The organism is Polaromonas sp. CF318, from assembly GCF_000282655.1.
Taxonomy (GTDB): domain Bacteria; phylum Pseudomonadota; class Gammaproteobacteria; order Burkholderiales; family Burkholderiaceae_C; genus Polaromonas.
The window spans coordinates 1-26462 of record NZ_AKIV01000005.1 but is presented as its reverse complement, the minus strand read 5'-3'; the positions used below and the strand labels follow the sequence as shown (position 1 = coordinate 26462).

At 67.3% G+C, this 26462-nt stretch carries 22 protein-coding genes and 1 pseudogene; 7 read left to right on the top strand and 16 right to left on the bottom strand.

Annotation, left to right across the window (positions count from 1 at the left end):
* Positions 1-110, top strand: a pseudogene (locus PMI15_RS24215) (electron transfer flavoprotein subunit alpha/FixB family protein); the annotation flags it as partial.
* Positions 111-151: 41 nt separating this feature from the next.
* Here PMI15_RS24215 and maiA read toward each other — a convergent pair.
* From maiA to PMI15_RS00615, 3 genes are all read right to left on the bottom strand, one after another.
* On the bottom strand, positions 152-793 hold the full coding sequence (gene maiA, locus PMI15_RS00625) for a maleylacetoacetate isomerase (RefSeq protein ID WP_202948877.1): 642 nt from the start codon (positions 791-793) through the stop codon (positions 152-154).
* A gap of 70 nt (positions 794-863) precedes the next feature.
* The gene (locus PMI15_RS00620; protein WP_007862522.1) at positions 864-1280 is read right to left on the bottom strand and encodes a DoxX family protein; all 417 of its coding nucleotides are present in this window, start codon (positions 1278-1280) and stop codon (positions 864-866) included.
* 40 nt (positions 1281-1320) lie between these two features.
* Positions 1321-2313, bottom strand: coding sequence for a tripartite tricarboxylate transporter substrate binding protein (locus PMI15_RS00615; protein ID WP_007862520.1), 993 nt, complete (start codon positions 2311-2313; stop codon positions 1321-1323).
* Between the two features lie 118 nt (positions 2314-2431).
* On the opposite strand from PMI15_RS00615, the gene PMI15_RS00610 reads away from it, so the two are divergent.
* Entirely contained in the window at positions 2432-3349 is a 918-nt protein-coding gene (locus PMI15_RS00610; RefSeq protein WP_007862518.1) for a LysR family transcriptional regulator, read from the top strand.
* A 57-nt stretch (positions 3350-3406) separates the two neighbouring features.
* On the opposite strand, the gene PMI15_RS00605 is transcribed toward PMI15_RS00610, so the two are convergent.
* Together PMI15_RS00605 and PMI15_RS00600 are read right to left on the bottom strand one after the other, a co-directional pair.
* Positions 3407-4114, bottom strand: a complete 708-nt coding sequence (locus PMI15_RS00605; RefSeq protein WP_007862516.1) for an enoyl-CoA hydratase/isomerase family protein — start codon at positions 4112-4114, stop codon at positions 3407-3409.
* Between the two features lie 169 nt (positions 4115-4283).
* Complete coding sequence (locus tag PMI15_RS00600) at positions 4284-4973, bottom strand: hypothetical protein (protein WP_007862514.1); 690 nt, start codon at positions 4971-4973, stop codon at positions 4284-4286.
* Positions 4974-5175: 202 nt separating this feature from the next.
* Between PMI15_RS00600 and nirK the strand changes: the two genes are divergently transcribed.
* Both nirK and PMI15_RS00590 read left to right on the top strand, forming a co-directional pair.
* A complete protein-coding gene (nirK, locus tag PMI15_RS00595) occupies positions 5176-6648 on the top strand; it encodes a copper-containing nitrite reductase (protein WP_007862513.1) in 1473 nt (490 codons plus the stop codon).
* A 30-nt stretch (positions 6649-6678) separates the two neighbouring features.
* On the top strand, positions 6679-8961 hold the full coding sequence (locus PMI15_RS00590) for a nitric-oxide reductase large subunit (RefSeq protein WP_007862511.1): 2283 nt from the start codon (positions 6679-6681) through the stop codon (positions 8959-8961).
* Positions 8962-9042: 81 nt separating this feature from the next.
* Here PMI15_RS00590 and PMI15_RS00585 read toward each other — a convergent pair whose 3' ends face one another.
* The 5 genes from PMI15_RS00585 to PMI15_RS00565 are packed head-to-tail and all read right to left on the bottom strand — an operon-like array spanning position 9043 to position 14323.
* Entirely contained in the window at positions 9043-10392 is a 1350-nt protein-coding gene (locus tag PMI15_RS00585; RefSeq protein ID WP_007862510.1) for an adenylosuccinate lyase family protein, read from the bottom strand.
* A gap of 39 nt (positions 10393-10431) precedes the next feature.
* Entirely contained in the window at positions 10432-11265 is an 834-nt protein-coding gene (locus tag PMI15_RS00580) for a CoA ester lyase (RefSeq protein ID WP_007862509.1), read from the bottom strand.
* Complete coding sequence (locus tag PMI15_RS00575; protein WP_007862508.1) at positions 11262-12443, bottom strand: CaiB/BaiF CoA-transferase family protein; 1182 nt, start codon at positions 12441-12443, stop codon at positions 11262-11264. Before PMI15_RS00575 ends, PMI15_RS00580 begins: the two co-directional genes overlap by 4 nt.
* A gap of 9 nt (positions 12444-12452) precedes the next feature.
* A complete protein-coding gene (locus PMI15_RS00570) occupies positions 12453-13301 on the bottom strand; it encodes a MaoC family dehydratase N-terminal domain-containing protein (RefSeq protein WP_007862507.1) in 849 nt (282 codons plus the stop codon).
* 35 nt (positions 13302-13336) lie between these two features.
* Positions 13337-14323 carry a tripartite tricarboxylate transporter substrate binding protein gene (locus PMI15_RS00565; protein ID WP_007862506.1) on the bottom strand — a complete coding sequence of 329 codons (987 nt, stop codon included), beginning with the start codon at positions 14321-14323 and terminating at the stop codon, positions 13337-13339.
* Positions 14324-14410: 87 nt separating this feature from the next.
* Between PMI15_RS00565 and PMI15_RS00560 the strand changes: the two genes are divergently transcribed.
* Complete coding sequence (locus PMI15_RS00560; protein WP_007862505.1) at positions 14411-15313, top strand: LysR family transcriptional regulator; 903 nt, start codon at positions 14411-14413, stop codon at positions 15311-15313.
* 98 nt (positions 15314-15411) lie between these two features.
* Here the strand turns inward: PMI15_RS00560 and PMI15_RS00555 are convergent, their stop codons facing one another.
* From PMI15_RS00555 to PMI15_RS00530, 6 genes are all read right to left on the bottom strand, one after another.
* Positions 15412-16710: a D-amino acid dehydrogenase gene (locus PMI15_RS00555; protein ID WP_007862504.1), complete on the bottom strand. Its 1299-nt coding sequence runs from the start codon at positions 16708-16710 to the stop codon at positions 15412-15414.
* Positions 16707-18158: an NAD-dependent succinate-semialdehyde dehydrogenase gene (locus PMI15_RS00550; RefSeq protein WP_007862503.1), complete on the bottom strand. Its 1452-nt coding sequence runs from the start codon at positions 18156-18158 to the stop codon at positions 16707-16709. The genes PMI15_RS00555 and PMI15_RS00550 overlap by 4 nt, the downstream gene beginning before the upstream one ends.
* Before the next feature lie 105 nt (positions 18159-18263).
* Positions 18264-20105, bottom strand: a complete 1842-nt coding sequence (locus tag PMI15_RS00545; RefSeq protein WP_007862502.1) for an ABC transporter ATP-binding protein — start codon at positions 20103-20105, stop codon at positions 18264-18266.
* A 210-nt stretch (positions 20106-20315) separates the two neighbouring features.
* Positions 20316-21185: an ABC transporter permease gene (locus PMI15_RS00540; RefSeq protein WP_007862501.1), complete on the bottom strand. Its 870-nt coding sequence runs from the start codon at positions 21183-21185 to the stop codon at positions 20316-20318.
* Positions 21182-22138, bottom strand: a complete 957-nt coding sequence (locus PMI15_RS00535; RefSeq protein WP_007862499.1) for an ABC transporter permease — start codon at positions 22136-22138, stop codon at positions 21182-21184. Before PMI15_RS00535 ends, PMI15_RS00540 begins: the two co-directional genes overlap by 4 nt.
* 184 nt (positions 22139-22322) lie before the next feature.
* On the bottom strand, positions 22323-23948 hold the full coding sequence (locus PMI15_RS00530) for an ABC transporter substrate-binding protein (protein WP_007862497.1): 1626 nt from the start codon (positions 23946-23948) through the stop codon (positions 22323-22325).
* Between the two features lie 448 nt (positions 23949-24396).
* On the opposite strand from PMI15_RS00530, the gene PMI15_RS00525 reads away from it, so the two are divergent.
* Both PMI15_RS00525 and PMI15_RS00520 read left to right on the top strand, forming a co-directional pair.
* Positions 24397-25881 carry an aldehyde dehydrogenase family protein gene (locus PMI15_RS00525; protein WP_007862496.1) on the top strand — a complete coding sequence of 495 codons (1485 nt, stop codon included), beginning with the start codon at positions 24397-24399 and terminating at the stop codon, positions 25879-25881.
* Positions 25882-25934: 53 nt separating this feature from the next.
* Positions 25935-26462, top strand: a 528-nt coding sequence (locus PMI15_RS00520; protein ID WP_036836953.1) for an FAD-binding oxidoreductase, incomplete at its 3' end; no start/stop codon positions are given.

The window sequence follows — 26462 nt, the reverse complement described above, 5'->3', positions numbered from 1 at the left end:
TCATCGTGGCGATCAACAAGGACCCGGAGGCGCCCATCTTCAGCGTGGCCGACTACGGCCTGGAGGCCGACCTGTTTACGGCTGTGCCTGAGCTGGTTGCGGCGCTGTAGGTATTGAACTTCCTCCCCCAGGGGGAAGGAGCGAGAAATTTTCAGGCAGCGTCGGCCTGGGCCCCGGGCGCGGCGCGTTGAAAAGCCTCCAGCCCCATGCAGGCCTCGCCGACGCGGCACAGATGAGGATAGGCATCCAGCGCGACACCGAAACGCCCGGCGTTGTAGATTTGCGGCACCAGGCAGCAATCGGCCAGCGTGGGCGTATCGCCGTGGCAATACCGCCCGTCGGCGGCTTCGCTGAGCATGGATTCGACCACCTTGAACCCTTGCGCGACCCAGTGGGCATACCAGGCGCTTTTGGCCTGCGCATCCGCACCCAGCGTGCCTTCCAGGCGCTGCAGCACACGCAGGTTGTTCAGCGGGTGTATCTCGCAGGCGATGGTCTGGGCAATGGCCCGCACCCTCGCGCGGCCGGCGGCATCCGGGGGCAGCAGGGCGGGCGCCGGGTGCAGTTCGTCGAGGTACTCCATGATGGCCATCGACTGGGTGAGGGTGACCGGGCCGTCAACCAGCACAGGCACCAGCTCGGCCGGGTTGAGCGCGGCGAACGCCGCCGAGTGCTGCTCTCCGCCGCCGCGCACCAGGTGCACCGGGACGGACTGGTAAGCCAGCCCCTTGAGTTCCAGTGCGATGCGCACGCGGTAGGCGGCGGAGCTGCGAAAGTAGGTGTGGAGGATCAGCATGGCTTTGCGGGAAAGCGCGTTGCCGCAGCGGCCCCGTTAAAAGAAAGCCGCTGAGCCGCAGGCAGCTTCATTTCTTTGCCGGCGCACGCCCATCCAGACTCCACGGCCCCGCGCCCACGGCGCCAAGGCAGAGCAGCCCACCCATGATGGCGGCATTTTTCAGGAAGTGATTCAGCTGGTTCTGGTAGGCCGGCGCCTCCGCCGCCCAGAAGGCATGAAAGACCACCGCGGCCAGGCCGGTGAAAACCAGCAAGGCCCATGCGGCGTACCGGACACGCCAGCCCGCGATCAGGGCCAGGCCGCCGGCCACCTCCAGCACGATGGTGGCCACCAGCAGTATTTCGGCGGCGGGCAGGCCCTTGGAAGCCATGAAGCCGGCGACACCGGCGAAGCGCCCGATCTTGGCGAGGCCGGAGAGAAGGAACAAGGCGCCCAGCAGGGTACGCCCCAGCATGAGGCTGAATGCGGAATGGGGGTGTGTCATGGATGTCTCCAGGGTGTTGCGTGAACAGGTAGGGAGCCGCTTACTGGTCCAGGCTGATGCCGCGCTCACGGATCAGCGCATGCCACTTCTTTGTTTCAACGAGGGTGTAGGCCGACATGACGACCGCGTCACCGGGCACGGCTTCCCAGGAAGACTCCTCGAGTTTCCTGCGCACGCCCGGGTTGTTGACGGCGGCCTGCATTTCCAGCGAAAGCTTCTGGCGGATGTCGCCCGGCGTGCTGGCGGGAACCACCAGGCCCTGCCAGGCATAGGCTTCCACATCCTTGTAGCCAAGCTCGACCATGGTGGGCACCTCGGGCAGCTGCGCAACACGCTTTCCGGAAAACGCCACCAGCGGCACCAGCTTGCCGGCCTTGATGGCGCTCATGCCGGTCGACGTATCCACCACCATCAGCGGTATCTGGCCGCCCATGGCATCCTGCATGGCGGGCGCGGCTCCCCGGTAGGGAACGTGCACCACAAAAGACGCGGTCCGGTTCTTGAAGAGTTCCATGGCCAGGTGATGGGGGCTACCGTTTCCCGGCGAGCCGTAACTCAGCTTTCCGGGATTTTTCTTCAGCGCATCGAGCAGCTCCCGGGCATTGCGGATGCCGGCATTGGGCGCGGCGACGATCAGCAGCGGCGTCCGCGCCATCAGGCCCAGGGGGGCGAAATCACGCGCCGGGTCGTAGGGCAGCTTCTTGTAAAGCGCCGGGTTGTAGACCAGCACGCCGTTGTCGGCGGTAAAAAGGGTGTAGCCGTCGCCCGGCGACCTGGCCGCCGCCTCGGCGCCCACAATGGCGCCGGCGCCCGCACGGTTGTCGATCATGACCGGCTGGCCCATTTGCACCGACATCTGGGCCGCGACGGTGCGCGCCAGAAAGTCCGACCCGCCTCCGGCGGGATAACCCACGATCCATTTCACGGGCTTGCCGGGGAAGCCCTGGGCCGGGGCCTGGGCTTGCGCGCCGGCGGATACCGCGATGGCGGCCAGCAGCATGGCGAGGCGAGCCCCGAGATTGAGGTAAGGCATGGTTGTCTCCTGGTAGGCGTTGGAATGGTGCGCGGGGCGCTTTGTGGCCGATGGGAGTAGAAATCAATCTGGCTTATTATTCAATCAACTTTTTCATATCAACTTATTGGTTTATCTGATGAATGTCACTTTGCGCCAGCTGCGTGCTTTTGTGGCCGTTGCCAAATCCGCCAGCTTTACCGAAGCCGCCAGCCAGCTGCACATCACGCAGTCGGCCTTGAGCGGCCTGATCAAGGAGCTGGAGCAGGTTCTGGGCGTGCAGGTGATTTACCGCAGCACGCGCAAAGTCCAGGTGTCCGAAGTCGGCGGCGAGTTCCTGCCCCTGGCGGTTCGCATCCTGCAGGACCTTGACGAAGCCTTCCACACCATCCATGACCTGAAGGCCTTGAAGAGCGGCGTGGTCCGGGTCGCGGCGCCGCAGCTGATGGCCTGTACGCTGATGCCCGAGGTCATCGCCGCGTTCAACCAGCAGCACCCGGGCGTGCAGATCCGCCTTTCCGACTGCGCGCTGGAGGCGGTGCAGCCCAAGGTGCACAGCGGCGAGGTCGACTTCGCCATTGGGCCGGAACGCGCGGCGTCCTATGAAATCGCAACGCACAGCCTGTTCGACATACCGTTCGTCGCGGTGTTTCCGCCGGGCCATCCGCTGGGCAAGCTCAAACGCGTGACCTGGGCGGATATCTCCCGCCATCCGCTGATTTCCCTGCAAGGGGAGTACACACAGATGCTGAGCGCGGATCTGCAGGCCGCATCCGGCAGCCTGGCGCTGAACCCCGATATCGAGGTCACCTTCATGACCACCGCCCTCAGCATGGTGAATGCCGGCCTGGGTGTGACGACCTGCCTGCCGTATGCCGCCTCGCTGCTGGATCTTTACGGCCTGCAAACCCGATTGCTGCTGGCCCCCAAGCTCAGCCGCAAGTTTTACCTGCTGACCAAGAAGGAACGCCCGCTGTCGCCGGCAGCCCAGGCGGTTGCCGACTTCATGCGGGGGTATGTGGCCCGGCAGAAGTGGAGTTCGGTCGGAAAAGGCTAAGGTGCCCTGTTGGGTGCCGTGGAGATTTGAGCCTGTGATGCAGGCAGATCCACACAGCTAGGCCTGCGCGCGGCCTCCCAGCGCCCGCTGCGCATCGTTCTCAAGCGTAATGGCCTCGTCAAAATGACGAAGCCCGATTTCGTTGAGCACCCGTTTGTAGCGGGCGGCGACGTCCGGCAAAAGCGCCGCCAGCGTCGCGCCTGCCTGCCGGGAAACCGATTCGAGTTCAGGGTCGGGAACCACTTTCCAGACCAGTCCCCAGGCCTGCGCCTGCACCGGCGAGAACGCTTCGCCCAGCAGCATCAGCGCCTTGGCGCGCGCAACACCCGCATAGGCGGGCAGCGTCGCCGTCAATCCACCCGTCACAAAAACCCCAAGCGATGCCTCGGGCAGCTTGAAGCGCGCGCTTTCCGCCGCGACCACGATGTCGGCGTTCAGCATCCACTCGAAGCCGGCGCCCACGGTCCAGCCATGGACGGCGGCGATCACCGGCTTGGGCAGGCACACCAGCGCCTTGGCCACGGCCTGCACCAGGACCAGGTCGTCCTCCGTGGGCGGCGCACCGACATCCCTCCCCGCGCAAAACGCCCGGCCCTTGCCGCGCAGCAGCAGCACCCTGACACCGTCGTCGCGCGCGGCCTGCTCAAGGGCGGCAAGCAGCGCACGCGCCAGCTCGTTGTCGATGGCATTGAGTTTGTCGGGGCGGTTCAAGGACAGGGCCATGATGCCGTCCGCGACTTCGATGAGCAGTTTGGGGCTTGTCATGGATGCGATTCTGGAGCAAGAGGCCATCCCTGTGGTGATTGATCTACGCAGCCCGTTGGGTATCTCTCCGGATTTGCGCGCCTGGCGCTGCGTTGATCGATGTCTTGTTGCGCTTGTCGCGCCCGGCTCCCCTACACCAATCTTCGCGGCTGCAGTGGGTTTGACACGCTCACTTCAGGTCATCTGCGCTGGCCGCATAGGCCAGCTGGTAGCGGCCGCTCAGTGCACCGGCCTGGGCGCCGTGGCGCTCAAGGCTTTCACCCAAAGCCTCCCGCCGCAGCGAATCCAGCGCCGACGCATCGTAGGCCATGGCAAGCACGATCCAGTCGGCCGAGCCGTCCTTGCCGCCGCGAATCTGCTGCTCCCTGGTACTGGCGGCCTGCGGCGTGTCGGTGCGCAGCACATGAAAGGCGACGCCGCCGGGCTGGCTGGCGAATGCGGGCCCGAGCGCCGCGAAGTGTTCAAGCAGTTCCGCATGCCGGCCCTCAGCCGGCGACAAGCGCACGGTCAGTGCATGGCGAGCGATGCCGCCGCCGGTGCTGTAAAGCAGCCGGCACTGGCTCCGGACCATGTCGCGGTGGTGCGGCATCATCTTCGTGGACCAGGGCGTGGGCTTGTTCAGGCGCTCCATATAGCCGCTGGAGGTGAGGGTCTCGTAGTCCTCCAGCTCATACAGGACGAAGAAACCTTCTCCATGACCGGCGCCATCGGCACTGGCCCAGCGCGACCCGCGCAGAAAGCCCGTGATGCCCATGCGTTCGGGAAAGTGTTCGTGCGAATGCCAGTGTTCGAACTCTTCCCGTCGCTCAGCCGCCATGTTCCACCACATCGCGACAGCGGCGCGTCCCAGCAAGGCCATAGTGTTTACCCCCAGTCCCTGAATGGTCAAGGGTTCCGATTATCGGCCTGATGCACCCGTGGCGCAGGCCGCCGGCGACGGCCGCGTATGACAGGTCCAGTCCCTCTATTCGGCGGGGTGTTGATCTAGGACAAGCCTGTGTGGCGCGCCGCCCCCACAGTCAGGACTGCCGAATCGGCACAAAAGACCAAGGAAAAGCCCTATGAAACGGACCCCCTCCCCCGGCGCCATCGCCGCCGCCATCTGTCTCCTCGCCGCGGCTTTGTCCGTGCAGGCACAGCCCGCTTCCCACTCGGCGCACACCGCTGCCGCACCCGCCGGCACTTCCAGCGCGGCTGCACCCGCCGGGACCCGGCGCTACGCGCTGCACACCAACATCGTCGACGGCAAAATGGTGTTCATCGGCGACAAAGGACAGGTGAACCCGACCCTTAGCGCCAACGCGGGCGACACGATCGAGATCGTGCTGGAAAGCGGGGAAGGCGCGGAGCACGACCTGGTGATTCCCGAGCTGAATGTCGCCTCGTCCAAGTTCAGCGGCAGCACCGGCAAGACCACGCTGCGCTTCAAGGTCCCGCGCTCCGGCACCTTCACCTACTACTGCTCCATCCCCGGCCACCGGCAGATCGGCATGGAAGGCCGGCTGCAGGTCAGCGGCCCCGCCAGCGCCAAGGCCGCCGCGCCGGCCGGCAGCGACTCCAGCCAGGCCGCGCTGGCGCTCTACACCCCGGCCCCCGTGCCGCAGCGCGCAGCCGACCCGTCCGCGGTCAGCGTGGCCGCCAACCCGGCCGCGGTGCCGGCCGCCGAGGGGGCCCGGGCTCCCAAGACCCTGAAGTACCGCATGGAAACGGTCGAGCTGCCCGGCAAGCTCGACGACGGCACGAGTTTTACCTACTGGACTTTCAACCGCCAGGTGCCCGGCCCCATGCTGCGCGCCCGCGTCGGCGACACCGTAGAGCTGACGCTGGCCAACGCCCGCGACAGCAAGATGATCCATTCGATCGACCTGCACGCGGTGACGGGCGGCCATGGCGGCGGCGAACACACGCAGGTCGCCCCGGGCCAGGAGAAGGCCATCACCTTCAAGGCGCTCAACCCGGGCCTGTACGTGTACCACTGCGCCACGCCTTTGGTGCCGCAGCACATCGCCGCCGGCATGTACGGAATGATCCTGGTCGAGCCCGAGGGCGGCTTGCCCAAGGTGGACCGCGAGTACTACGTGATGCAGGGCGAGATGTACACGGGCCGTCCGCACGGCGCCAAGGGGCACCAGGAGGCCGACCTCGAGAAGATGGCCAACGAGTTGCCCGACTACTACGTCTTCAACGGCGAAGTCGGTGCGCTGAGCAAGACCCACAAGCTGCAGGCCAAGGTGGGTGAAACCGTGCGCATCTACTTCGGCGTCGGCGGCCCCAACAAGATCTCGTCTTTCCACGTCATCGGCGAGATCTTCGACACCGTGTACAGCGAGGGCTCCTTCACGGGCCTCAAGCACGACGTGCAGACCACGCTGGTGGCACCCGGCGGCGCGACCATCGTCGAGATCAAGGTCCAGCACCCGGGAAGCTACCTGCTGGTGGACCACGCACTGTCGCGCGCCGGCAAGGGCGCGGTCGGCGTGCTCGAAGTCACCGGCGAGGCGGTGCCCGGCGTCTACAAAGCCGGCGCGTTGTAAGCACGCCCCCCGTTGACCAAGGAGAATCCCATGGGCTCATACAAAAAACTCTGGTTCACGCTGATCGGCGTGCTGATCGTCACCTTCTCGCTGCTGGGTTACTACGGCACCGAGGTCTACCGCCAGGCGCCGCCGATTCCCGCACAGGTGAGCGCCCCGGACGGCAAGGTCCTGTTCGACCGCGAGGGCATCCTCGACGGCCAGACGGCCTGGCAGTCGGTAGGCGGCATGCAGCTGGGCTCCATCTGGGGCCACGGGGCCTACCAGGCACCGGACTGGACCGCCGACTGGCTGCACCGCGAACTGACAGCCTGGCTGGAGCTGGCCGCGCAGCAACTGCACGGCAAGGCCTACGCCGCGCTCGACGGGCCGGCGCAAGCCGCGCTGCGCGAACAGCTCAAGGCCGAGTACCGCGGCAACCGCGTCGACCAGGCGCAGGTGCTCAAGCTGTCGGCGCGCCGCGTCCAGGCCATCGCCCAGACGGCCGACTACTACGACAAGCTGTTCTCCGACGCGCCCTCGCTCCAGAAAAGCCGCGAGCACTTCGCGATGAAGGAGAACACGCTGCCGAATGCCGAGCGGCGCCGGCAGATGACGCAGTTTTTCTTCTGGACCGCCTGGGCGGCCGCCACCGAACGCCCCGGCCAGAAAGTCACCTACACCAACAACTGGCCTCACGAGCCGCTGATCGGCAACCGGCCGAGCAGCGAAAACATTGTCTGGTCGATCGCCAGCATCGTGGTGCTGCTGGCCGGCGTGGGCTTCCTGGTCTGGGCCTGGGCTTTCCTGCGCAAGCACGACGAGCCGCTGCCGGCCCCCGCCGCGCGCGACCCCCTGACCGCCTTTGCACTCACGCCCTCGCAGCGAGGCCTGGGCAAGTACCTGTTCCTGGTCGTGGCATTGTTCATCTTCCAGGTCTTCATAGGCGGATTCACCGCGCACTACACCGTCGAAGGGCAGCAGTTCTACGGCCTCGATGTCTCGCGCTGGTTTCCGTATGCGCTGACCCGCACCTGGCACATCCAGGCCGCCCTGTTCTGGATCGCCACCGGCTTCCTGGCCGCGGGCCTGTTCCTCGCGCCGCTGATCAACGGCGGCAAGGACCCGAAGTTCCAGAAGATCGGTGTGGACGTGCTGTTCTGGGCGCTGGTCGCCGTCGTTGTGGGCTCCTTCACCGGCAACTACCTGGCGATCGCGCAGGTGATGCCGCCAGAATGGAATTTCTGGCTCGGACACCAGGGCTACGAGTACGTGGACCTGGGGCGCCTGTGGCAGATCGGCAAGTTCACCGGCATCCTGCTGTGGCTGGTGCTGATGCTGCGCGGCGTCATCCCGGCGCTGCTGAAGAAGGGCGGCGACAAGAACCTGCTCGCGCTGCTCACGGCCTCGGTGGGCGCCATCGGCCTGTTCTACGGCGCCGGCCTTTTCTACGGCGAGCGCACCCACCTGTCGGTCATGGAGTACTGGCGCTGGTGGGTGGTCCATCTTTGGGTGGAAGGCTTCTTCGAAGTCTTCGCCACCACGGCGCTGGCCTTCATCTTCTCCACGCTAGGCCTGGTCTCGCTGCGCATGGCCACGGCCGCGAGCCTGGCATCGGCCTCCCTGTTCATGCTGGGCGGCATCCCCGGAACCTTTCACCACATGTATTTCGCCGGCACCACCACGCCGGTGATGGCGGTCGGCGCAAGTTTCAGCGCCCTCGAGGTGGTGCCGCTGATCGTGCTGGGCCACGAAGCCTGGGAGAACTGGCGGCTCAAGGCGCGCGCCGCCTGGATGGAAAACCTCAAGTGGCCGATGATGTGCTTCGTCGCCGTCGCCTTCTGGAACATGCTGGGCGCGGGTGTCTTCGGCTTCATGATCAACCCGCCGATGTCGCTTTACTACATCCAGGGGCTGAACACCACGCCGGTGCACGCCCATGCCGCGCTGTTCGGGGTGTACGGATTCCTGGCGCTGGGCTTCACGCTGCTGGTGCTGCGCTACCTGCGCCCGGACCATGTTTTCAGCGCGCCCTTGATGAAGACCGCGTTCTGGGGCCTCAACGCCGGCCTGGTGCTGATGATCTTCACGAGCCTGCTGCCCATCGGGATCATCCAGTTCCACGCCAGCGTCAGCGAAGGCCTGTGGTACGCGCGCAGCGAGGAATTCATGCAACAGCCCCTGCTGCAGAACCTGCGCTGGATACGCACCTTCGGCGACGTCGTGTTCATCGTCGGTGCGATTGCAATGGCGCTGCAGGTGGTGCTGGGCTTGCTGAACAAAGCGCCCAGGCTACCGCAGCCCGAGCCGCGCCTGGGCGAGGCGCGTGCTTGAGCACAAGCATTGACATCGGCATGGGCATACGGCGCGATACCCTCATCGGACCGTATGCGGCGACGCCCCCGGGGGCGTCGATCAGGGCTTGATCGACGCCAGTACCCGGTCGACCATCACGCCCGCCTGGCCCAGGTTGTTCATGGGATCACAGAACGAGGCGAGCTGTTCGCGCGTCACGTGCTTGTTGATCTCCGGATGTTCCGCCAGCAGCTCGATCAGCGGCCGTTGCTGCTTGAGCGCGTCGCGGCAGATGTCGTAGACCAGGTCGTGCGCGTATTCGCGCCCTATGTAGGGGCCCAGGCCCATCATGACGGCCTCCGACATCACCAGGCCATGGGTCATGTCAATGTTGCGGCGCATCTGCGCGGCATCGACTTCGAGACCGGCGAGGATGAACTTCGTCTGTTTCAGCGCGCCCGATATCAGGCAGAAAATCTCGGGCATGGCCACCCATTCGATTTCCCAGGGACCCGTGGAGCGCTCATGGTCGGCGACCATGGCGTCCATCAGCGAGGCGGCCAGCTGGCGCACCACGGAGATGTTGGCATGGATGTAGAGGCAGGAGATCGGGTTGCGCTTTTGCGGCATGGTCGACGATGAGCCGCGGCCGGGCGCGAAGGGCTCGAACACCTCCGCGACTTCGGTCTGCATCAGCAGTTTCACGTCCATCGCGATCTTTCCGAGCGAACCACCGACGATGCCGAGGAAGGCGCCCACTTCGGCGAAGTTGTCGCGCACCGTGTGCCACGAAATCAAAGGCTGGCCGAGCCCGAGCTCCTTCATGAGGCCGGCCTGGGTTTCCATCGCGCCTTTTTCAAGCGAAGACAGCGTGCCCGACGCGCCGCCGAACTCGCCGACCAGCACCCGCGGCTTGAGTTGCGTGAGGCGCTCGCGGTGCCGCTCTATGCCCGCGAGAATGCTGGCCATCTTGTAGCCGAAGGTAATGGGCGTGGCCTGCTGCAGGTTGCTGCGGCCGATGATGGGCGTGTCGCGGTGGGTGCGCGCCAGTTTGGCGAGCGAGGCCGAGATGTCCGCGAGGTCGGCCTCGACCAGCGCGAGGCCCTCGCGGATCTGCAGCACGGCGGCCGTGTCGGTGATGTCCTGCGTGGTGGCGCCCCAGTGGCAATACTCGCCCAGGCCGTCCTTGCAATGGGCGTTGATCTGGTTGACCACGGCAATGATCGGGTAGCCGATCTGCTCGGTCTTGGCCTTGAGCTTTGCCCAGTCGATCTGGCCGGGCTCACAGTTCTTCACGATCTCTTCGGCCGCCTCCTTGGGAATGATGCCCAGGGCCCCCTGGACCTTGGCGAGCGCACGCTCGATGTCCAGGTATTTGGCGGTGCGGTTTTCGTCCGACCAGACATGCCGCATGGCGGCATCGCTGAACATGTCGCCGAAGATTTTTGAGTCGATGATGGTTGAGGACATGGGGTCGGGTTCTCCGTTGGGTTGCGTGTTTGATGAAAATCAGGGAATGCGTGCGGCCAGGGCCATGAGGCGTTCGGCTTTGAGGACGACCGGGCGGTCGACCATCTTCCCGTCGAGCTGGAAGGCGCCGCCACCGGCTGCATGCCAGGCAGCCAGGATGCGCTGTGCCCAGTCCTGCTCTTCGGCGCCGGGCCGCAGCGCGCCATGCACGGCGGCAAGCTGCGCTGGGTGTATGCACATCTTGGCGCCGAAGCCGAGGCTGCGGGCCTGCGCCATGTCGGCGGCAACGCGGTCCGCGTCGATGTCGGGCGTGACGCCGGCCACGGGCGGCGGCAAGCCCGCGGCGCGTGAAGCAATGGCAAGCTGGATCGCGGCATGCTGCAACGCCGGACTGTCGGCGGGAATGTCGAGGTCGGCCATGTAGTCGAGCGAGCCGAAGGCCAGGCGTGCGACGCCCGGTGCGGTGGCAAGGTCCAGGGCGGCAAGCAGGCCACGCGCTGTTTCGACCAGCGGTAGCGCGGTGGCGCTCGCATCGAGTGGAGCGAGAACGTCGGCAAGCTGCCGCCTGCTTTCGCATTTCGGAAGCATCACGCAGGCTGCCCGTATCTGCCGCAGGAGCCGCAGGTCGTCCGCGTACCAGCCCGTGCTCGCGTCGTTGATACGGATCAACAGTTTGCCGCGAATCTCATCGCTGGCGGAGGACATCCACGCCGCGACGGCTTCTCGCGCGGCGGCCTTGCCGGCGGGCGGGACCGCGTCTTCCAGGTCGATGATGACGCGGTCCGCACCCGAAGCCAGGGCCTTCGCGAAACGCTCGGGCCGGTGGCCCGGCACGAACAGGTAGCTCAGCGGAACGGCCTGCGATGAGCTCATACGGCGCCTTCCGCGCGCAGCTGGGCAAGCTGGTCGGCGCTGTAGCCGAAGTGGTGCAGGATGGCTTCGGTGTGCTGGCCCAGCGCGGGCACGGCGTCCATCCGCGGCGCGCCGTGTTGCCAGGAGCCCGGCGGCAAAAGGGCGGGCACGGCACCCGCCGGTGTGTCGACTTCACGCCAGCGGGCGCGGGCCTGGAGCTGTGGATGCTCCCACAGCTCGTTCATGGTGTTGACCTGCGCGTTGGCGATGCCTGCGGCCTCCAGCCGCTCCACAACCTGCGCGGCGGTCAGTGTGCTGAAGGCTTCAACAATCAGCGAGGAAAGCGCTTCGCGGGCGGCGCTGCGCTGTGCATTGCCGGCAAAACGCGGGTCGCTGGCTAGCGCGGGCTGCAGCAGCACCTTCTCGCAAAACCCCTTCCACTCGCGTTCGTTCTGCAGGCCCATCATCACGGTCTTGCCGTCACCGGCCAGGAACGGGCCGTAAGGGTAGATGGTCGCGTGGCTGGCGCCCGTGCGCTGGGGCGGCGCCGCGCCTTCGAAGGCGTAGTAGAGCGGATAGCTCATCCACTCCGAGAGCGACTCGAGCATGGAAATGTCGATATGCTGGCCTTCGCCCGTCTGCCGGCGGTGCATCAGGGCGCCCAGGATGTTGGTGTACGCATACATGCCGGCTGCGATGTCGGCGATCGACGGGCCGGCCTTGGACGGCGTGTCGGGCGTGCCGGTCACCGAAACGAAACCGGCCTCGCTCTGGATCAGCAGGTCATAGGCTTTTTTGTCGCGGTACGGGCCGTCGCCGCCATAGCCCGAGATGTCGCAGACAATGATGCCGGGTTTGCGCTTGGCCAATGCTTCGTACGACAGGCCGAGCCGCGCGGCGGCGCCCGGTGCGAGGTTTTGCACCACGACGTCGGCCTCTTCGAGGATCAGGCGCATGAGGATCTTGCGCGCCTCCTCGTGCTTGACGTCCAGCGTCAGGCTTTCCTTGGATCGGTTGGTCCAGACGAAGTGCGACGCCAGGCCCCGCACCCGGCTGTCGTAGCTGCGCGCGAAGTCGCCCACGCCGGGCCGTTCGATCTTGACGACGCGCGCGCCCATGTCGGCGAGTTGCCGCGTGGCAAACGGCGCGGCGATGGCGTGTTCGAGGGTGACGACGGTGATGCCCTTGAGCGGTTGCATGGGGTCTCCTCAGGCCAGCGTGGCGGTGGCATCCATCGTGAGCCAGCCTTCGTGGTCGCGCCCCCACAGGTGCACGCTTTTGCCGTCGGCCGAAGGCTGGCCGTGGATGGAGAAGGGGTTGACGTCGAAGGTGGGCCGGACAGCCTTGAATTCAAATTTGCGTACCGTGGCGTCGGGCATGTGCCGGCGCAGCAAGTCCATGAGCAGCGTGGCGATCAGCGGGCCGTGCACGATGAGGCCCGGGTAGCCCTCGACCTCGGTGACGTACTTGCGGTCGTAGTGGATGCGGTGCCCGTTGAAGGTGAGGGCCGAATAGCGGAACAGCAGCACGTCGTCGGCGGTGATGCGGCGCACCCAATCGAACTCGGCCGGTGCGGCCTGTGGCGGCGGGGCCACGTCGCCCGGCGTGGGCGCCGCGCGGTAGACAATGTTGTGGTGCTCGGTCAGGGCCACGCCCGCGGCGCCGTTGCGGCGAATCTCGTGGCGCACCTTCACGAACACCAGGCTGCCGGTGCGGCCGCTTTTCTCTTTCACGTCGACGATGGTCGAGGTGCGCGCCAGCGCATCGCCGACACACAATGCTTCGTGGAACTCGAAATCGCTGCCGGCCCACATCCTGCGCGGCAGCGCAACGGGCGGCAGGAAACCGCCGCGCCGCGCGTGGCCGTCCGGCCCGATCTCCGACTGCGCATGAATGGGCAGGAAATACAGCCAGTGCCAGAGGCAGGGCAGCGGCGTGCCCGGCACGGGGCGCGCGGTGTCAGGGCGGTCCAGTGTGGCCGACAGCGCCGCGTACGGCGTGGCGGTGGCGATGTCCTCCACCGTCTCGCTGCGGCCAATCCAGTCTTGCAAATTCATGGTGATGTCCGTCAAGGGAAAGAAATTACCGGGTACTACTCGGCCTTGATCCGGGCGGCCGACACGACGGCTTTCCAGCGTGCCACCTCTTTTTGCACCAGGGTTTTGAGCTGCTCGGGCGTGCTGGTTTCCACTTCGGCTCCCTGGTCCTCGATGCGCTTTTGCACGCCCTTGTCGGCCAGCACGGCGTTCATCTCGGCATTGAGCCTGGCGACCACGGCCTTGGGCGTCTTCGCGGGCGCGAACATGGCGTACCACTGCGACATGCTGACGTTGGCGATGCCCTGTTCGGCCAGCGTGGGGACGTCGGGCAGCACGGCGGAGCGCTTGTCGCTGGCGATGCCCAGCGCCTTGAGCTTGCCGCCTTTGATCTGCGGGTACGCGGTGAACAGGCTGGGGAACATGTACTGCGTGCTACCGGCGATGGTGTCGAGCACGGCGGGTGCCGAGCCCTTGTACGGAACGCTGGTCACGTCCACGCCGGCCGACAGCTTGAACAGCTCGCCCGCGATGTGCGGCGCCGTGCCGTTGCCGGCCGTGGCGTAGCTGTAGGTGCCGGGCTTGGCCTTCAGGTAGTCGACCATTTCCCTGGCGTTTTTCACGGGAACATCTTTGTTGGCCACCATCACGGTGGGCGACGCGGCCACCATGCCTATGGGCTCGAAATCAGCGACGGGGTCGTACCTCAGCTTCTGCAGTGCCGGGTTGATGCCGTGCGTGGCGATGTAGCCGAACATGATGGTGTAGCCGTCCGGCGCCGCGCGCGCGACGAAGTCGCTGGCGATCGCGCCGTTGGCACCGGCCTTGTTCTCGACGATGACCGGCTGGCCTATCCGGGCGCTCAGGCCCTGGGCAATGATGCGCGCCATGGCGTCGTTGGCGCCGCCCGCGGAGGTCGGCACGACGACGGTGACGGGCCTGGCCGGCCAGGTCTGGGCGAATGCCTGGCCGGGCATGAGCGCCGGCAGGCCGGCGCCGAGCGCCAGCGCGAGGGAAAGTTTTATGGGATGCAGTACCGGCATGAAATTGTCTCCTTCGTTTTTGTCACTGGGCGCATCATCGGCCCGCTCAGGCATTCCGTGAAGTGCAACTTTTGCTAGTATTGGTGCATGGCACGCATCAATTTCGATTTGCAGCAGCTCGAGGCCTTCGTGGCGGTGGCCGAGCGCGGGAGCTTTCGCGCGGCGGCCGACCATATCCACCTCTCGCCGCCGGCTTTGAGCCGGCGCATCGACAAGCTCGAGACCATCCTGGGCGCGAGGCTCTTCAAGCGCACCACGCGTGACGTCGAACTGACGGCTCTCGGCCAGGTGTTTCTTGATCGCGCGCGCGCCGCGCTGGACGACCTCGAGTCCGCCATGCTCGGCATCACCGACATCGCCGCAAGCCGCACCGGCCGGGTCACCGTGGCCTGCGTGCCTTCCGCGGCCATCCATTTCCTGCCCTCGGTCGTGAGCTCGTTCTCGGAGCGCTACCCGCTGATCCGCGTGCGGGTGATCGACGAAGCCGCGGGCGCGGTGATGGCCAGCGTGGTGTCGGGCGAGTCGGATTTCGGCATCAGCTTCATGGGCAACCAGGTACCCGGCGTGGATTTCGAGCCGATACACACCGACCCCTTTGTGGTGGCCATGCCGCGCCGCCATGCGCTCGCCGGGCGCAAGACGATATCGTGGAAGAGCCTGGAAACCGAGCGCCTGATCGCGGTCGCGCGCACCAGCGGGAACCGCCAGTTGCTGGACGACGCGCTGGCCAAGGCGGGCGTCAATCCGTCATACCGCCTTGAGGTGAGCCACATTGCAACCTTGCTCGGCATGGTCGATGCGGGGCTCGGGCTTGCGGCCGTACCGCGCCTGGCCTTGCCGAAACGGCACCCGTCGATGGTCGGCGTCACGCTGGTCGCACCGGCGGTGTCGCGTGTACTGGGCCTGGCCACCTTGCGCGGCACGACCTTGCGCGCGCCGGCAAAGATGTTTTACGACTACCTGCATCAGGCGCTGAAAGCGCATCGCTAAGGGCGAGCGGCAAGCCGGCTGGCCAGCCGCGGAGTCTACGGCCCGGCTTTACGTCTTTACGTCTTTACGTCTTTAGGTTCTTCTTTACAGTGCCGGTGTCAGGTACTCAGCCCGGTTTCGGTGCAGGGGCCGGTCCATGGCCGCGGCTTCGGCTGCGCGTAGCGCTGCACCGAAAGATCGTCGGCGCGTATCTCGGGCGCGTGGCCGCTCATCAGGTCGGCCAGCACGCGCGCGGAGCCGCAGGCCATGGTCCAGCCCAGCGTGCCGTGGCCGGTGTTCAGGTACAGGTTGGGCAGCGGCGTGCAACCCACCAGCGGTGTGCCGTCCGGGGTCATGGGCCGCAGGCCGGTCCAGAAGCTGCCGGCCGCGGTGTCGCCCGCGCCAGGGAACAAGTCGTTCAGGCACAGCTCCAGCGTTTCGCGGCGCCGCGGGTTCAGGTTCAGGTCAAAGCCGCGCAGCTCCGCCATGCCGCCCACGCGGATGCGGCGGTCAAAGCGTGTGATGGCGATCTTGTAGCTCTCGTCCAGCACGGTGGACACCGGCGCGCGGCCCGCATCGGCGACCGGCACGGTGATCGAATAGCCCTTGACCGGATAGACGGGGATCTTCACAGCCTCCGACAGCATGGCCGTGGAGTACGAGCCCAGCGCCATCACATAAGCATCGGCTTTCAGCAGGCGGCCGCCCTGCAGCACGCCGGCCACCCGGCCGGCACAGACTTCGACGCGGTCGATGGACTCGCCGAAGGAAAAACGCACGCCCATGGATTGGGCCAGGTGGCCGACCCCGGTGGTGAACAGGTGGCAGTCGCCGGTTTCGTCACCGGGCAGGCGCAGGCCGCCCACCAGCGGCCCGGTGGCGATAGCCGGTTCCGCGCGCGCCAGCTCCTCAGGCCCCAATAGCTCATAAGGCACGCCCGCGGCGCGCAGCACGGCCACGTCCTTGCCGACGGCGTCGAGCTGCGCCTGGGTGCGGAACACCTGCAGGGTGCCGCCCTCGCGGCCTTCGTAGCGCAGGCCGGTGCCTTCGCGCAGTTGCGCCAGGCAGTCGCGGCTGTATTCGGCCAGCCGCACCATGCGCTCCTTGTTCACCGCATAGCGCTGTGGGCTGCAATTGCGCAGCATCTGCCACATCCAGCGCAGCTGGTCCATGCTGCCGTCCAGGCCTATGGCCAGCGGCGCATGCTTCTGGAACATCCAGCGCAGCGCCTTGAGCGGCACGCCGGGCGCGGCCCAGGGCGCCGCGTAGCCCGGCGACACCTGGCCGGCATTGGCAAAGCTTGTTTCCCGCGCGGGGCCGGCCTGGCGGTCGACCACCGTCACCTCATGGCCCGCCCGGGCCAGGTAGTAGGCGGTGGTGGTGCCGATCACGCCGGCGCCGAGCACCAGGACTTTCATACCAGCCCACCCTGGCAGAGGTATTTGGTGTGCAGGTATTCGTCCAGGCCCCAGTGCGAGCCTTCGCGGCCGTAGCCCGATTCCTTCACGCCGCCGAAGGGCGCGGCCTGCGCGGCGATGGCGCCTTCGTTGATGCCGACCATGCCGGTCTCCAGCGCCGAGGCCACGCGCCAGATGCGCTTGACGTCGTTCGAATAAAAATAGCCGGCCAGGCCGTAAGGGGTGTCGTTGGATTCGCGAATGACTTCCTCTTCGCTCGCAAAGCGGAAGATGGGCACCACGGGACCGAAAGTCTCCTCGCAGGACAAGGCCATCTCTTTCGTCGCACCGGTCAGCACCGTGGGGGCGTAATAGTGGGGCCCGGTGGCGACATCGCTGCGCACGCGGCGCCCGCCGACGACCGCCTTGGCGCCCCTGGCCACCGCGTCGTTCACATGGCGCTCTATCTTTTCCACCGCGCGGGCGTTGATCATGGGGCCTATCTCGGCCTGCGGCCAGGTCGCGGGACCGACGCGCAGCGCGCCCACGCGGGCCGCCAGCTTGTCGACGAAGCGCTCATGCACCGCCTGGTGCACAAAGACGCGGTTGGGGCTCACGCAGGTCTGGCCGCCGTTGCGGAACTTGGCCTGCATCAGGCCCTCGACGGCCGCGTCGATGTCGGCATCCTCGAACACGATGAAGGGCGCATTGCCGCCGAGCTCGAGCGAGAGCTTCTTGAGCGTGGCCGCGGATTCGCGCGCCAGCAGCTTGCCCACCGGCGTGCTGCCGGTGAAACTGATCTTGCGCACACGGGCGTCGGCCAGCCACTCGCCCACCACTTCAGGCGTGCGTTCACGCGAGGCCGCCACGATGTTCAGAACGCCGGGCGGCACGCCCGCCTCCTCGGCCAGCTTCACAAGTGCCAGGGAAGTCAGCGGCGTGTCTTCGGCCGGCTTGGCGACCACCGTGCAGCCGGCCGCCAGCGCGGGCGCGATCTTGCGCGCGATCATCGCGGCCGGAAAGTTCCACGGGGTGACCACGGCCACGACACCGATTGCCTCCCTGAGCACGATGTAGCGCTTGGAGGTGACGGGCGCGGCAATCACTTCGCCATGGGCGCGCACGCCCTCTTCCGCGAACCATTCCACATAGCCGGCGGCATAGGCGATCTCGCCGCGCGATTCGGCCAACGGTTTGCCCTGCTCGCGCGAGATCAGCGCGGCCAGCGCTTCCACGTCGCGCTCTATCAGCGCCTGCCATTTCTTGAGGATGAGGCAGCGCTCGCGCGGCGGGCGCGCCTTCCAGGCGGGCAGCGCCTGCGCGGCGGCATCGGCGGCCAGGCGCGCGTCGGCGGCGCCGCCATCGGGAATGGTGGCGATCAGGCTGTCGTCGGCCGGGTTGCGCACCTCAAATTGGCGGCCGTCCCGGGCTGCCTGCCAGCGGCCCTCTATGCAGTTCAGTGTTTCCATGTCAGTTCAATCAGTTCAAGTTCAGATGAAACAAGTCCCGACGGCGCCCGGGCCGTCGATCTCTACGCGCACGCACGCGGCGCGCCCGGCATCGAGCCTTGCGGGTCAGGCCGTGTGTTCCTGCGATGGCGCCCTGGTCTTTTGCAGCTGCAGCAGTTCGCCGGCGCTGCGGTGGCAGAACACTTCGACGCCGCCTTCGAGTTCATGCCGCGGCGGCGTCTTGCTGTCGCACAAACCTGCGACGCGCAAGGGACATCGGTCCAGGAAGCTGCAAATGCCCGCGCGGTCTATGGGCGCCTGCACCAGCGGCAGGGCCGCGCGCTGCGCCGTCCCGACTTCTTCCAGCCACCCCTGGCGCAGCTCCGGAACGGAATTGGCCAGCAGGTGGAAGTAGGGATGGCGCGGCGCCTGCGCGAAGGCCGAGCGGGTCAGCGACTCCACCTTCTGGCCGGAATACAGCACCACGATCTCGTCGCACACCGCGCGCACGGTGTTCATGTCATGGCTGATGAACATGTACGACACCCCGAGCTCCTTGCGCAGTTGCGCCAGCAGGTCCAGGATGGCGGCGCCCACCACCGTGTCCAGCGCGGAGGTGACCTCGTCGCACAGGATCAGGTCGGGGTCGGCGGCCAGCGCGCGCGCCAGGTTGACGCGCTGCTTCTGCCCGCCGGACAGCCCCGCGGGCAGGCGCCGGGCGCAGGCCTGCGGCAGTTGCACGAGGTCGAGCAGCTGCGCAATGCGCCTGTCCAGCGCCTCGCCCTTCAGGCCGCGGTACAGCTGCAGCGGCCGCGCGAGGATCTCGGCGATGGTGTGCGAGGGATTGAGCGCCGTGTCCGCCATCTGGAACACGATCTGGATGCGGCGCAGCTCCTCAGGCGTTCGCTGGCTCACCAGGCGCGGCAGCGGTTTGCCGTCGAACATGACCTGGCCGCCGGCGGGCGCAATCAGGCCGGCGACGACGCGGGCCAGCGTGGTCTTGCCGGAGCCGGACTCGCCGATCACGCCGATCGCCTGGCCACGGTAGAGGCGCAGGCTCACGTCGTCCAGCACCGGGGAGGCGGGCCGGCCGTGCTTGTCCAGCGGACCGTAGCCGGCAACCAGGTTGCGCACTTCCAGCAGCGGCGTGGCGCCCTCGGCGTGCGCCTCACCCGTGCGCGCCTTGGGGTTGGCCGCGGCGATCAGGCTGCGCGTGTAGTCGTCCTTGGGCGTGGTGATGATTTGCTGCGTGGTGCCGATTTCACGCTCGGCGCCGTCGCGCAGCACCAGGATGCGGCCGGCCATCTGGGCGACCACCGCCAGGTCGTGGGTGACGTAGACCGCCGTGGTCTTGCGTTCGCGCACCACACGCCGGAAGGCATGCAGCACCTCGATCTGGGTGGTGACGTCCAGCGCCGTGGTGGGCTCGTCGAAGATCACCAGGTCGGGGTCGCTCATCAGCGCCATCGCGGCCATCAGGCGCTGCAGCTGCCCGCCCGAGACCTGGTGCGGGTAACGCTGGCCTATGGTGTCGGGCTGCGGCAGCGCCAGCTCGCGGAACAGCGTCACGGCTTTTTTCTCGGCCTCCGCGCGCGGCATCAGCGAGTGGATGCGCGCGGTCTCCACCACCTGGTCCATGATGGTGCGCGACGGGTTGAACGAGGCGGCGGCGCTCTGCGCGATGTACGAAACGCGCCGGCCGCGCAGCTGGCGGCGTTCGGATTCGGACAGCGCCAGCACATCGGTGTCGCCGATGCGCACGCTGCCGCCGGCGATGCGGCAGCCGTGCCGCGCATAGCCCATGAGCGCCAGGCCTATGGTGGTCTTGCCGGAGCCGGACTCGCCGATCAGCGCCAGCACCTCGCCGGGCTCGATGCGGAAGGACACGCCTTTGACAATTTCCGTTTCGCCGCCGCCGGCGGCCTGCGCCACGACACGCAGCTCATTCACGAGGACAGTAGTACCCATGTCAGTTATCCATGCTGCGGAATACCCGCGATGTATGAAGGCCGAAGATCCGTTCGAGGGCACTCGCGGAACCGGCTTTGCCGGGCCGCAGGGTGCGCCCCCTGCGGGGGGCTGAGTAGCCGCGGCTCCAGACCTGCCCGCGCAGGTCTGGACGGCTGCGAAGAGCCACCGCCTCTGGCGGTGGCACCACGCCGAAGGCGCTTCGGGGGGTCACTTCCTCTCCCGGTCGGCGTCGGTATGGCCCGGCAAATTGTCGATGACGAGGTTGACCGCGATGGTCAGCGCGGCGATGGCGAACGCGGGAGCGAGCACCGAGACGCCGCCCACCGGCAAGGCGCCCAGGTTCTCGCGCACCAGGGAGCCCCAGTCGGCCATGGGCGGCTGCACGCCCAGGCCCAGGAAGCTCAGGCTGGCCAGCAGGCGCAGGGCATAGACGAAGCGCAGGCCCATGTCGGCCAGCAGCGGGCCGGTGATGTTGGGCAGGATTTCGCGGCGCATGACGTAGCCGTGGCCCTCGCCGCGGGCCCGCGCCACCAGCACGTAGTCCATGGCGTTGATGTTCACGGCCAGCGAGCGGATGATGCGGTAGGCACCCGGCGTGTAGACGATGGCCGCCACCGCGATGAGCAACGTGACGGAAGAGCCGAAGCCGGCGATGACCACCAGCGCGAACATCTTGCTCGGGATGGAGACCAGGGTGTCGAGCAGCCGGCTCAGGGCCGAATCCACCCAGCCGCCCGTCACCGCGGCCAGCAGGCCGAGCACCGCCCCCACGCCGCAGGCGATCAGCGTCGCGACAAAGGCCACGCCTATGGTGTAGGGCGTGCCCACGATGATGCGCGTGAGCATGTCGCGGCCCAGGTAGTCGGTGCCCAGCCAGTGCTGCGCGCCCATGCCCTGGAACACGCCGGCATCGGACATCTCGCCGAGCGCGCTGTCGGGAATGAAGCAGGCGTAGATCGCCACGGCCACCCAGAAGGCCAGCACGGCCAGGCCGAACTTGCCGGCGCGCGACCAGCCCGCAAGCCAGGCGCGGCGCTTGGTGGCCGCCGTCGAAGGGACAAGGGTTACAACGTTCATTGGTGCCTCAATCGTGGGTTGGCGACGATGCCGCACACGTCGGCCAGCATCACCAGGATCAGGTAGGCGGCGCAAAAGATCATGGCGCAGGCCTGCACCAGCGGCATGTCCCGCTGCGCGACCGCGTCCACCATGAGCTTGGCGATGCCCGGGTAATTGAAGATCACCTCGATGATGATCACGCCGCCCAGCAGGTAGGACAGGCTCAGCGCCACCGCGTTGGCGATGGGGCCGATGGCGTTGGGCAGCGCGTGGAACAGCACGGTGCGCGCGGCGCTCGCGCCTTTGAGCCGCACCATCTCGATATAGGCCGCCGCCAGCTGGTCGATGACGGCCGCGCGCGTCATGCGCAGCATCTGCGCCACGATCACGCTGCCCAGGCTGAGCACCGGCAAGGCGAAGGAGCGCAGCATCTCGCCGGGCGACGAAATGTCGACCGCGTACGACAGCGCGGGCAGCCATTTCAGCTGCACCGCGAACACCAGCACGGCCAGTGTGGCCACCAGGAATTCCGGCACCGACACGACGGCCACCGTCGCCATGCTGGTGAAACGGTCGAAAGCCGAGCCGCGCCGCAAGGCGCACAGGATGCCCAGCCCCAGCGCCAGCGGCACGGCAAACGCCGTCGTCACCGCGGCCAGCAGCAGCGAGGCGGGCAGGCGGCTGTTCACGGCGTCACCCACCGGCATGCCGGTGACCACCGACTTGCCCGCATCGCCCCTGGCCATGCCGCCCAGCCAGTCGAAGTAGCGCAGTACCGCGCTGCGGTCCAGGCCCATCTCCTTGCGCAGCGCCGCCACCGCCTCGGGTGTGGCGTCCTGCCCCAGCTTCTCTTCGGCCGCGTCGCCGGGCAGCACGGCGGTGATGGCAAACACCACCACCGACACCGCCAGCAGCGAGGCCAGGCCGGAGACGATCCGGCCGGCAACCAGTTTCAGGATAGTGAGGTTCATGGCATTTTTTCCGTATCAAGTGCCGGCGCGGAACCGGCTTTGCCGGGCCGCAGCGGGGCCTTGCAGGCCGCGTGGCTACCAGAGGTAGCCACCGCTCGTCCCGTCCAGACCGACGCAGGTCGGTCTGGAGCCGCGGGCCTCGCCCCCCTCGAGGGGGAAGCGCCGAAAGCGCTTCGGGAGAGAGTCATGCCTCCAGCCAGACGTGTTCAGCGAAGCCGTAGCCCATCATCCCGCCCAGCGGGTTCGTCTGCAGGCCCTTGAGCTTCTTGTTGTGGCCGTCCAGGCTGGAGAGGAACATCGGGATGCCGATGCCGCCGTCCTGGTTGACCAGGGTCTGCATGTCGGCGTACATCTGCGCCCGCTTGGCCACGTCGGTTTCGGCGCGCGCGCCCACCAGCAGCTGGTCGAACTTCTCGCTCTTCCAGCCCGCTTCGTTCCACGGCGCATCGGACTTGAAGAACAGCGTCAGGGCCAGGTCGGCCGTGGGGCGTGTGTTGACGTTGCCGAAGCCCACCGGGTGCTTCATCCAGTGCTGCGACCAGAACCCGTCGGCCGGCATGTTGCGCACATCCAGGTTCAGGCCGGCCTGGCGCGCCGCGTGCTGCAGCACCAGGGCCATCTCCACCGAGCTGGTCGCGGCGGGGGAAGCCACCATCGGGATGGCGGCACTGCCCAGGTTGGCCTTCTTCAGGTGCCACTTGGCTTTCTCGGGGTCGTAGGGGCGCTGCGGCAGGCCCTTGGCGAAAAAGCGGTTGCCCGGTGCGATGGGCTGGTCGTTGGCCACCACGCCGCGGCCCAGCTGGATGGACTTGAGCATCTGCTCGCGGTTGAACAGCAGCTTCATGGCCATCACGAAGTCCGGGTTGGCGCCCGGGCCGGTGTCGCGCCGCATGATCAGGTCGGTGTACGACACGCCCTTGGTCTCGAAGATGGCGGCCTTGCCGCTGCCGTTGATGCGGTCGATGGAGCGCGGATTGACCGTGCCGATCAGGTCCAGCTCGCCGGCCAGCAGCGCGTTCACGCGCGCCGACTCGTCGGCGATGCCCACGTACTCGATCTCGTCCAGGTAGGGACGGCCGGGCTTCCAGTAGTTCTCATTGCGCACGCCGATGGAACGCACGCCGGGCTTGAACTCCTTGACCTTGTAGGGGCCGGTGCCTATGCCGGCATTGAAGTCAGTGGTGCCGTCCTTGACGATGTGGAAGTGGTAGGTGGCCAGGATGGCCGGCAGGTCGGCATTGGGCGCCACCAGGCGGACGGTGACTTCATTGGGCCCGGTGGCCGCCACGTCCTCGATCTGGTCGGCCAGCACCTTGGCCTTGGAGCCGGTGGCCGGGTTCTTGTGCCGCATCAGCGAGAACACCACGTCGGCCGGCGCCAGCGGCTTGCCGTCGTGGAAGGTGACGCCCTTGCGCAGCTTGAAGACCCAGGTCTTCGCGTCCTTGGTGGTGAATTCCTCGGCCAGCGAGGGCTGGGGTGCGAGGCTGCTGTCCAGCCAGGTCAGCCCGTTGTAGAAGGTAAAGCCGCGGGCATAGTCGGCCTGGTTGGCCTGCTTGGCCGGGTCCAGCGTGTCGCTCACGGAAGAGACCGCGCCCGCCACCTTGATGCGGCCGCCCTTGCGCGGCGTTTGCGTTTGCGCCTGTGCGCTCGAGGCGATCCCGGCAATGCCGCCGGCCAGCGTGGCCTGCATGCCGCCGGCCGCCAGCATGGCCAGTACATCGCGCCGGCTGGCGCCGCGTTGCAACGCACCAAGAATGCGCGTGCTCTCTTCAGGGCCGATCAGGCCGTCCAGCTGCTTCTTATCTGCCATGGTGTTCTCCTGGTTTCTCGTGGTGGGGTAAAGGCATTGGAGCACCGCGCGGCCGGGGATATACCCCGATCGTACGGGGGCGCTTGGTTAAAACTGCGGTTTTGCGGATGGCCGGCGGCATGGTGTGCGGCGCCTCCCCGGCGGCTTGCCGCCCGCCCTCGCAGGTGCCGCAGGCCTTCCGGCGCAAGGGGACACAGGCCGAAGCGCCGTGGCCGCCAAAGCCTGTGGACTTGGGACGAAAGCTCATGGAAACGTCCTCCTGCAAGGGTGGTGAAAAGCCGGGGCGTGGATCGCCGGCGCCATGCAATGAATGCTATTGAACAGCCGCCGCAGATGCTGCGGTTGTGCGCCGCTTGCGCACCGTTCATGCCGAATGCCTGCGCTTAAACGGCAGATCAATTCCACGGCAAGGGCTTACGATGACCTCGATTCTTTTTAGAGGGCAAGCATGGAAAAAGACGACACAAGGCACCTCGTCGAACAACTCAAAAGCGCCGGCCACCTGGATCGCCTTTTCATAGGCGGCGAATGGGTCCGGCCCTCGGGGCAAGCCCGGGCCCGCGTCATCGACCCGTCGACCGAGGAGGCCGTCGCGGAGATCGCCCTGGGCAACGCGCAGGACGTCGCCTCGGCCGTGGCCGAGGCAAGGCGCGCTTTCGGGGCCTGGTCCACCAGCCCCGCGCAAAACAGGGCCGCGATCCTTGACCGCGTGCACAGCCTGATCCTCGAGCGGGTGGAACTGTTCGCCCAGGCGATCTCGCTCGAGATGGGCGCCGCCATCGCCACGGCGCGCAGCGCCCAGGTGCCGAACGCGGCGGCGCATATCCGGGTGGCCCGCGACAGCGTGAGCAGCTATCCCTTCCTCACCCATCGCGGAGATACCGCCATCCTGCGCGAAGCCATCGGCGTGTGCGCGCTGATCACGCCCTGGAACTGGCCGCTCTACCAGATCACCGCCAAGGTCGGCCCCGCACTGGCGGCGGGCTGCACCGTCGTGCTCAAGCCCAGCGAGCTGTCCCCCCTGAGCGCCCTGCTCTTCGCGCAGGTGGTGCACGACGCCGGCGTCCCCGCGGGTGTGTTCAACCTCGTCAACGGCGATGGGCCGGAGGTGGGTGCGGCCATGGCCGCGCACCCCGACGTGGACATGATCTCGATCACCGGCTCGACCCGCGCCGGCGTCCTGGTGGCGCAAGCCGCCGCGCCCACGGTCAAGCGGGTCGCCCAGGAGCTCGGCGGCAAATCGCCCAACGTCATCCTGCCGGATGCGGACTTCACGCGTGCCGTGACGGCCGGCGTGGCCTCGGGCATGCGCAACGTCGGCCAGTCCTGCAGCGCCCCGACCCGCATGCTCGTGCCGCGCGAGCGCCTGGCGGAGGTCGAGCGGATCGCGCGCGAGGCGGTCTCCGCGCTGGTCGTCGGCGATCCGCGCTCGGAGCGAACCACGCACGGCCCCGTGGCCAACCGCGCGCAGTTCCAGCGAGTGCAGGAAATGATCGCCGCCGGAATCGACGAAGGCGCCCAGCTGGTCTGTGGCGGCCCCGGCCGGCCGCAGGGCCTGGAGCGCGGCTTCTATGTGCGCCCCACCGTCTTCTCGGGCGTGGACCCGCAGATGCGGATCGCGCAGGAGGAAATTTTCGGGCCGGTGCTTTGCATCATTCCCTACGGCAGCGTGGACGAAGCCGTGGAGATCGCCAACGACACGGTCTACGGCCTGGGCGCGCACGTCCAGGGCCAGGACCTGGCCGCGGCGCGCGCCGTCGCGGCGCGCATCCGCTCCGGGCAGGTGCACATCAACAACCCGGCCTGGAGCCCGCACGCCCCCTTCGGCGGCTACAAGCGTTCGGGCAACGGCCGCGAGTACGGGCTGGAAGGCCTGCAGGAATACCTTGAGACCAAGGCCATCCTGGGATTCGGGCAGGAGCAGCCGGCATGACCACAACCCTGACACAACGCGCACAGATGCGAAACAACGACCAGAATCCATCCATGTCCCAACCGCTGCGCCTCCTCGAGACTTCGCCCACCCCGCCGGCCAGCGCCGACGTCGTCGTGATCGGCGGCGGCATCATCGGTGTCTTTACCGCCTACTACCTGGCCCGGCGCGGCATGTCCGTCGCCCTGGTCGAAAAAGGCCGCATCGGCGCCGAGCAATCGAGCCGCAACTGGGGTTGGTGCCGCCAGCAGAACCGCGACGCGCGCGAACTGCCCATGGCCACCCGCAGCCTGGAACTCTGGGACCAGTTTGCCGCCGACAGCGGCGAAGACACGGGCTTCAAGCGCTGCGGCCTGCTCTATCTCAGCGATGACGAAGCCCAGATTGCGGGCTGGGCCAAGTGGCGCGAATTCGCGATCACCGCCGGCGTGACCACCCATATGCTGAGCGGCCAGGAGGCTTCGGAGCGGGGCCTGGCGACCGGCCGCACGTGGAAGGGCGGCGTCTTCTCACCCAGCGACGGCACGGCCGACCCGGCCAAGGCAGCACCGGCGGTGGCAGCCGCACTCATGAAACTCGGC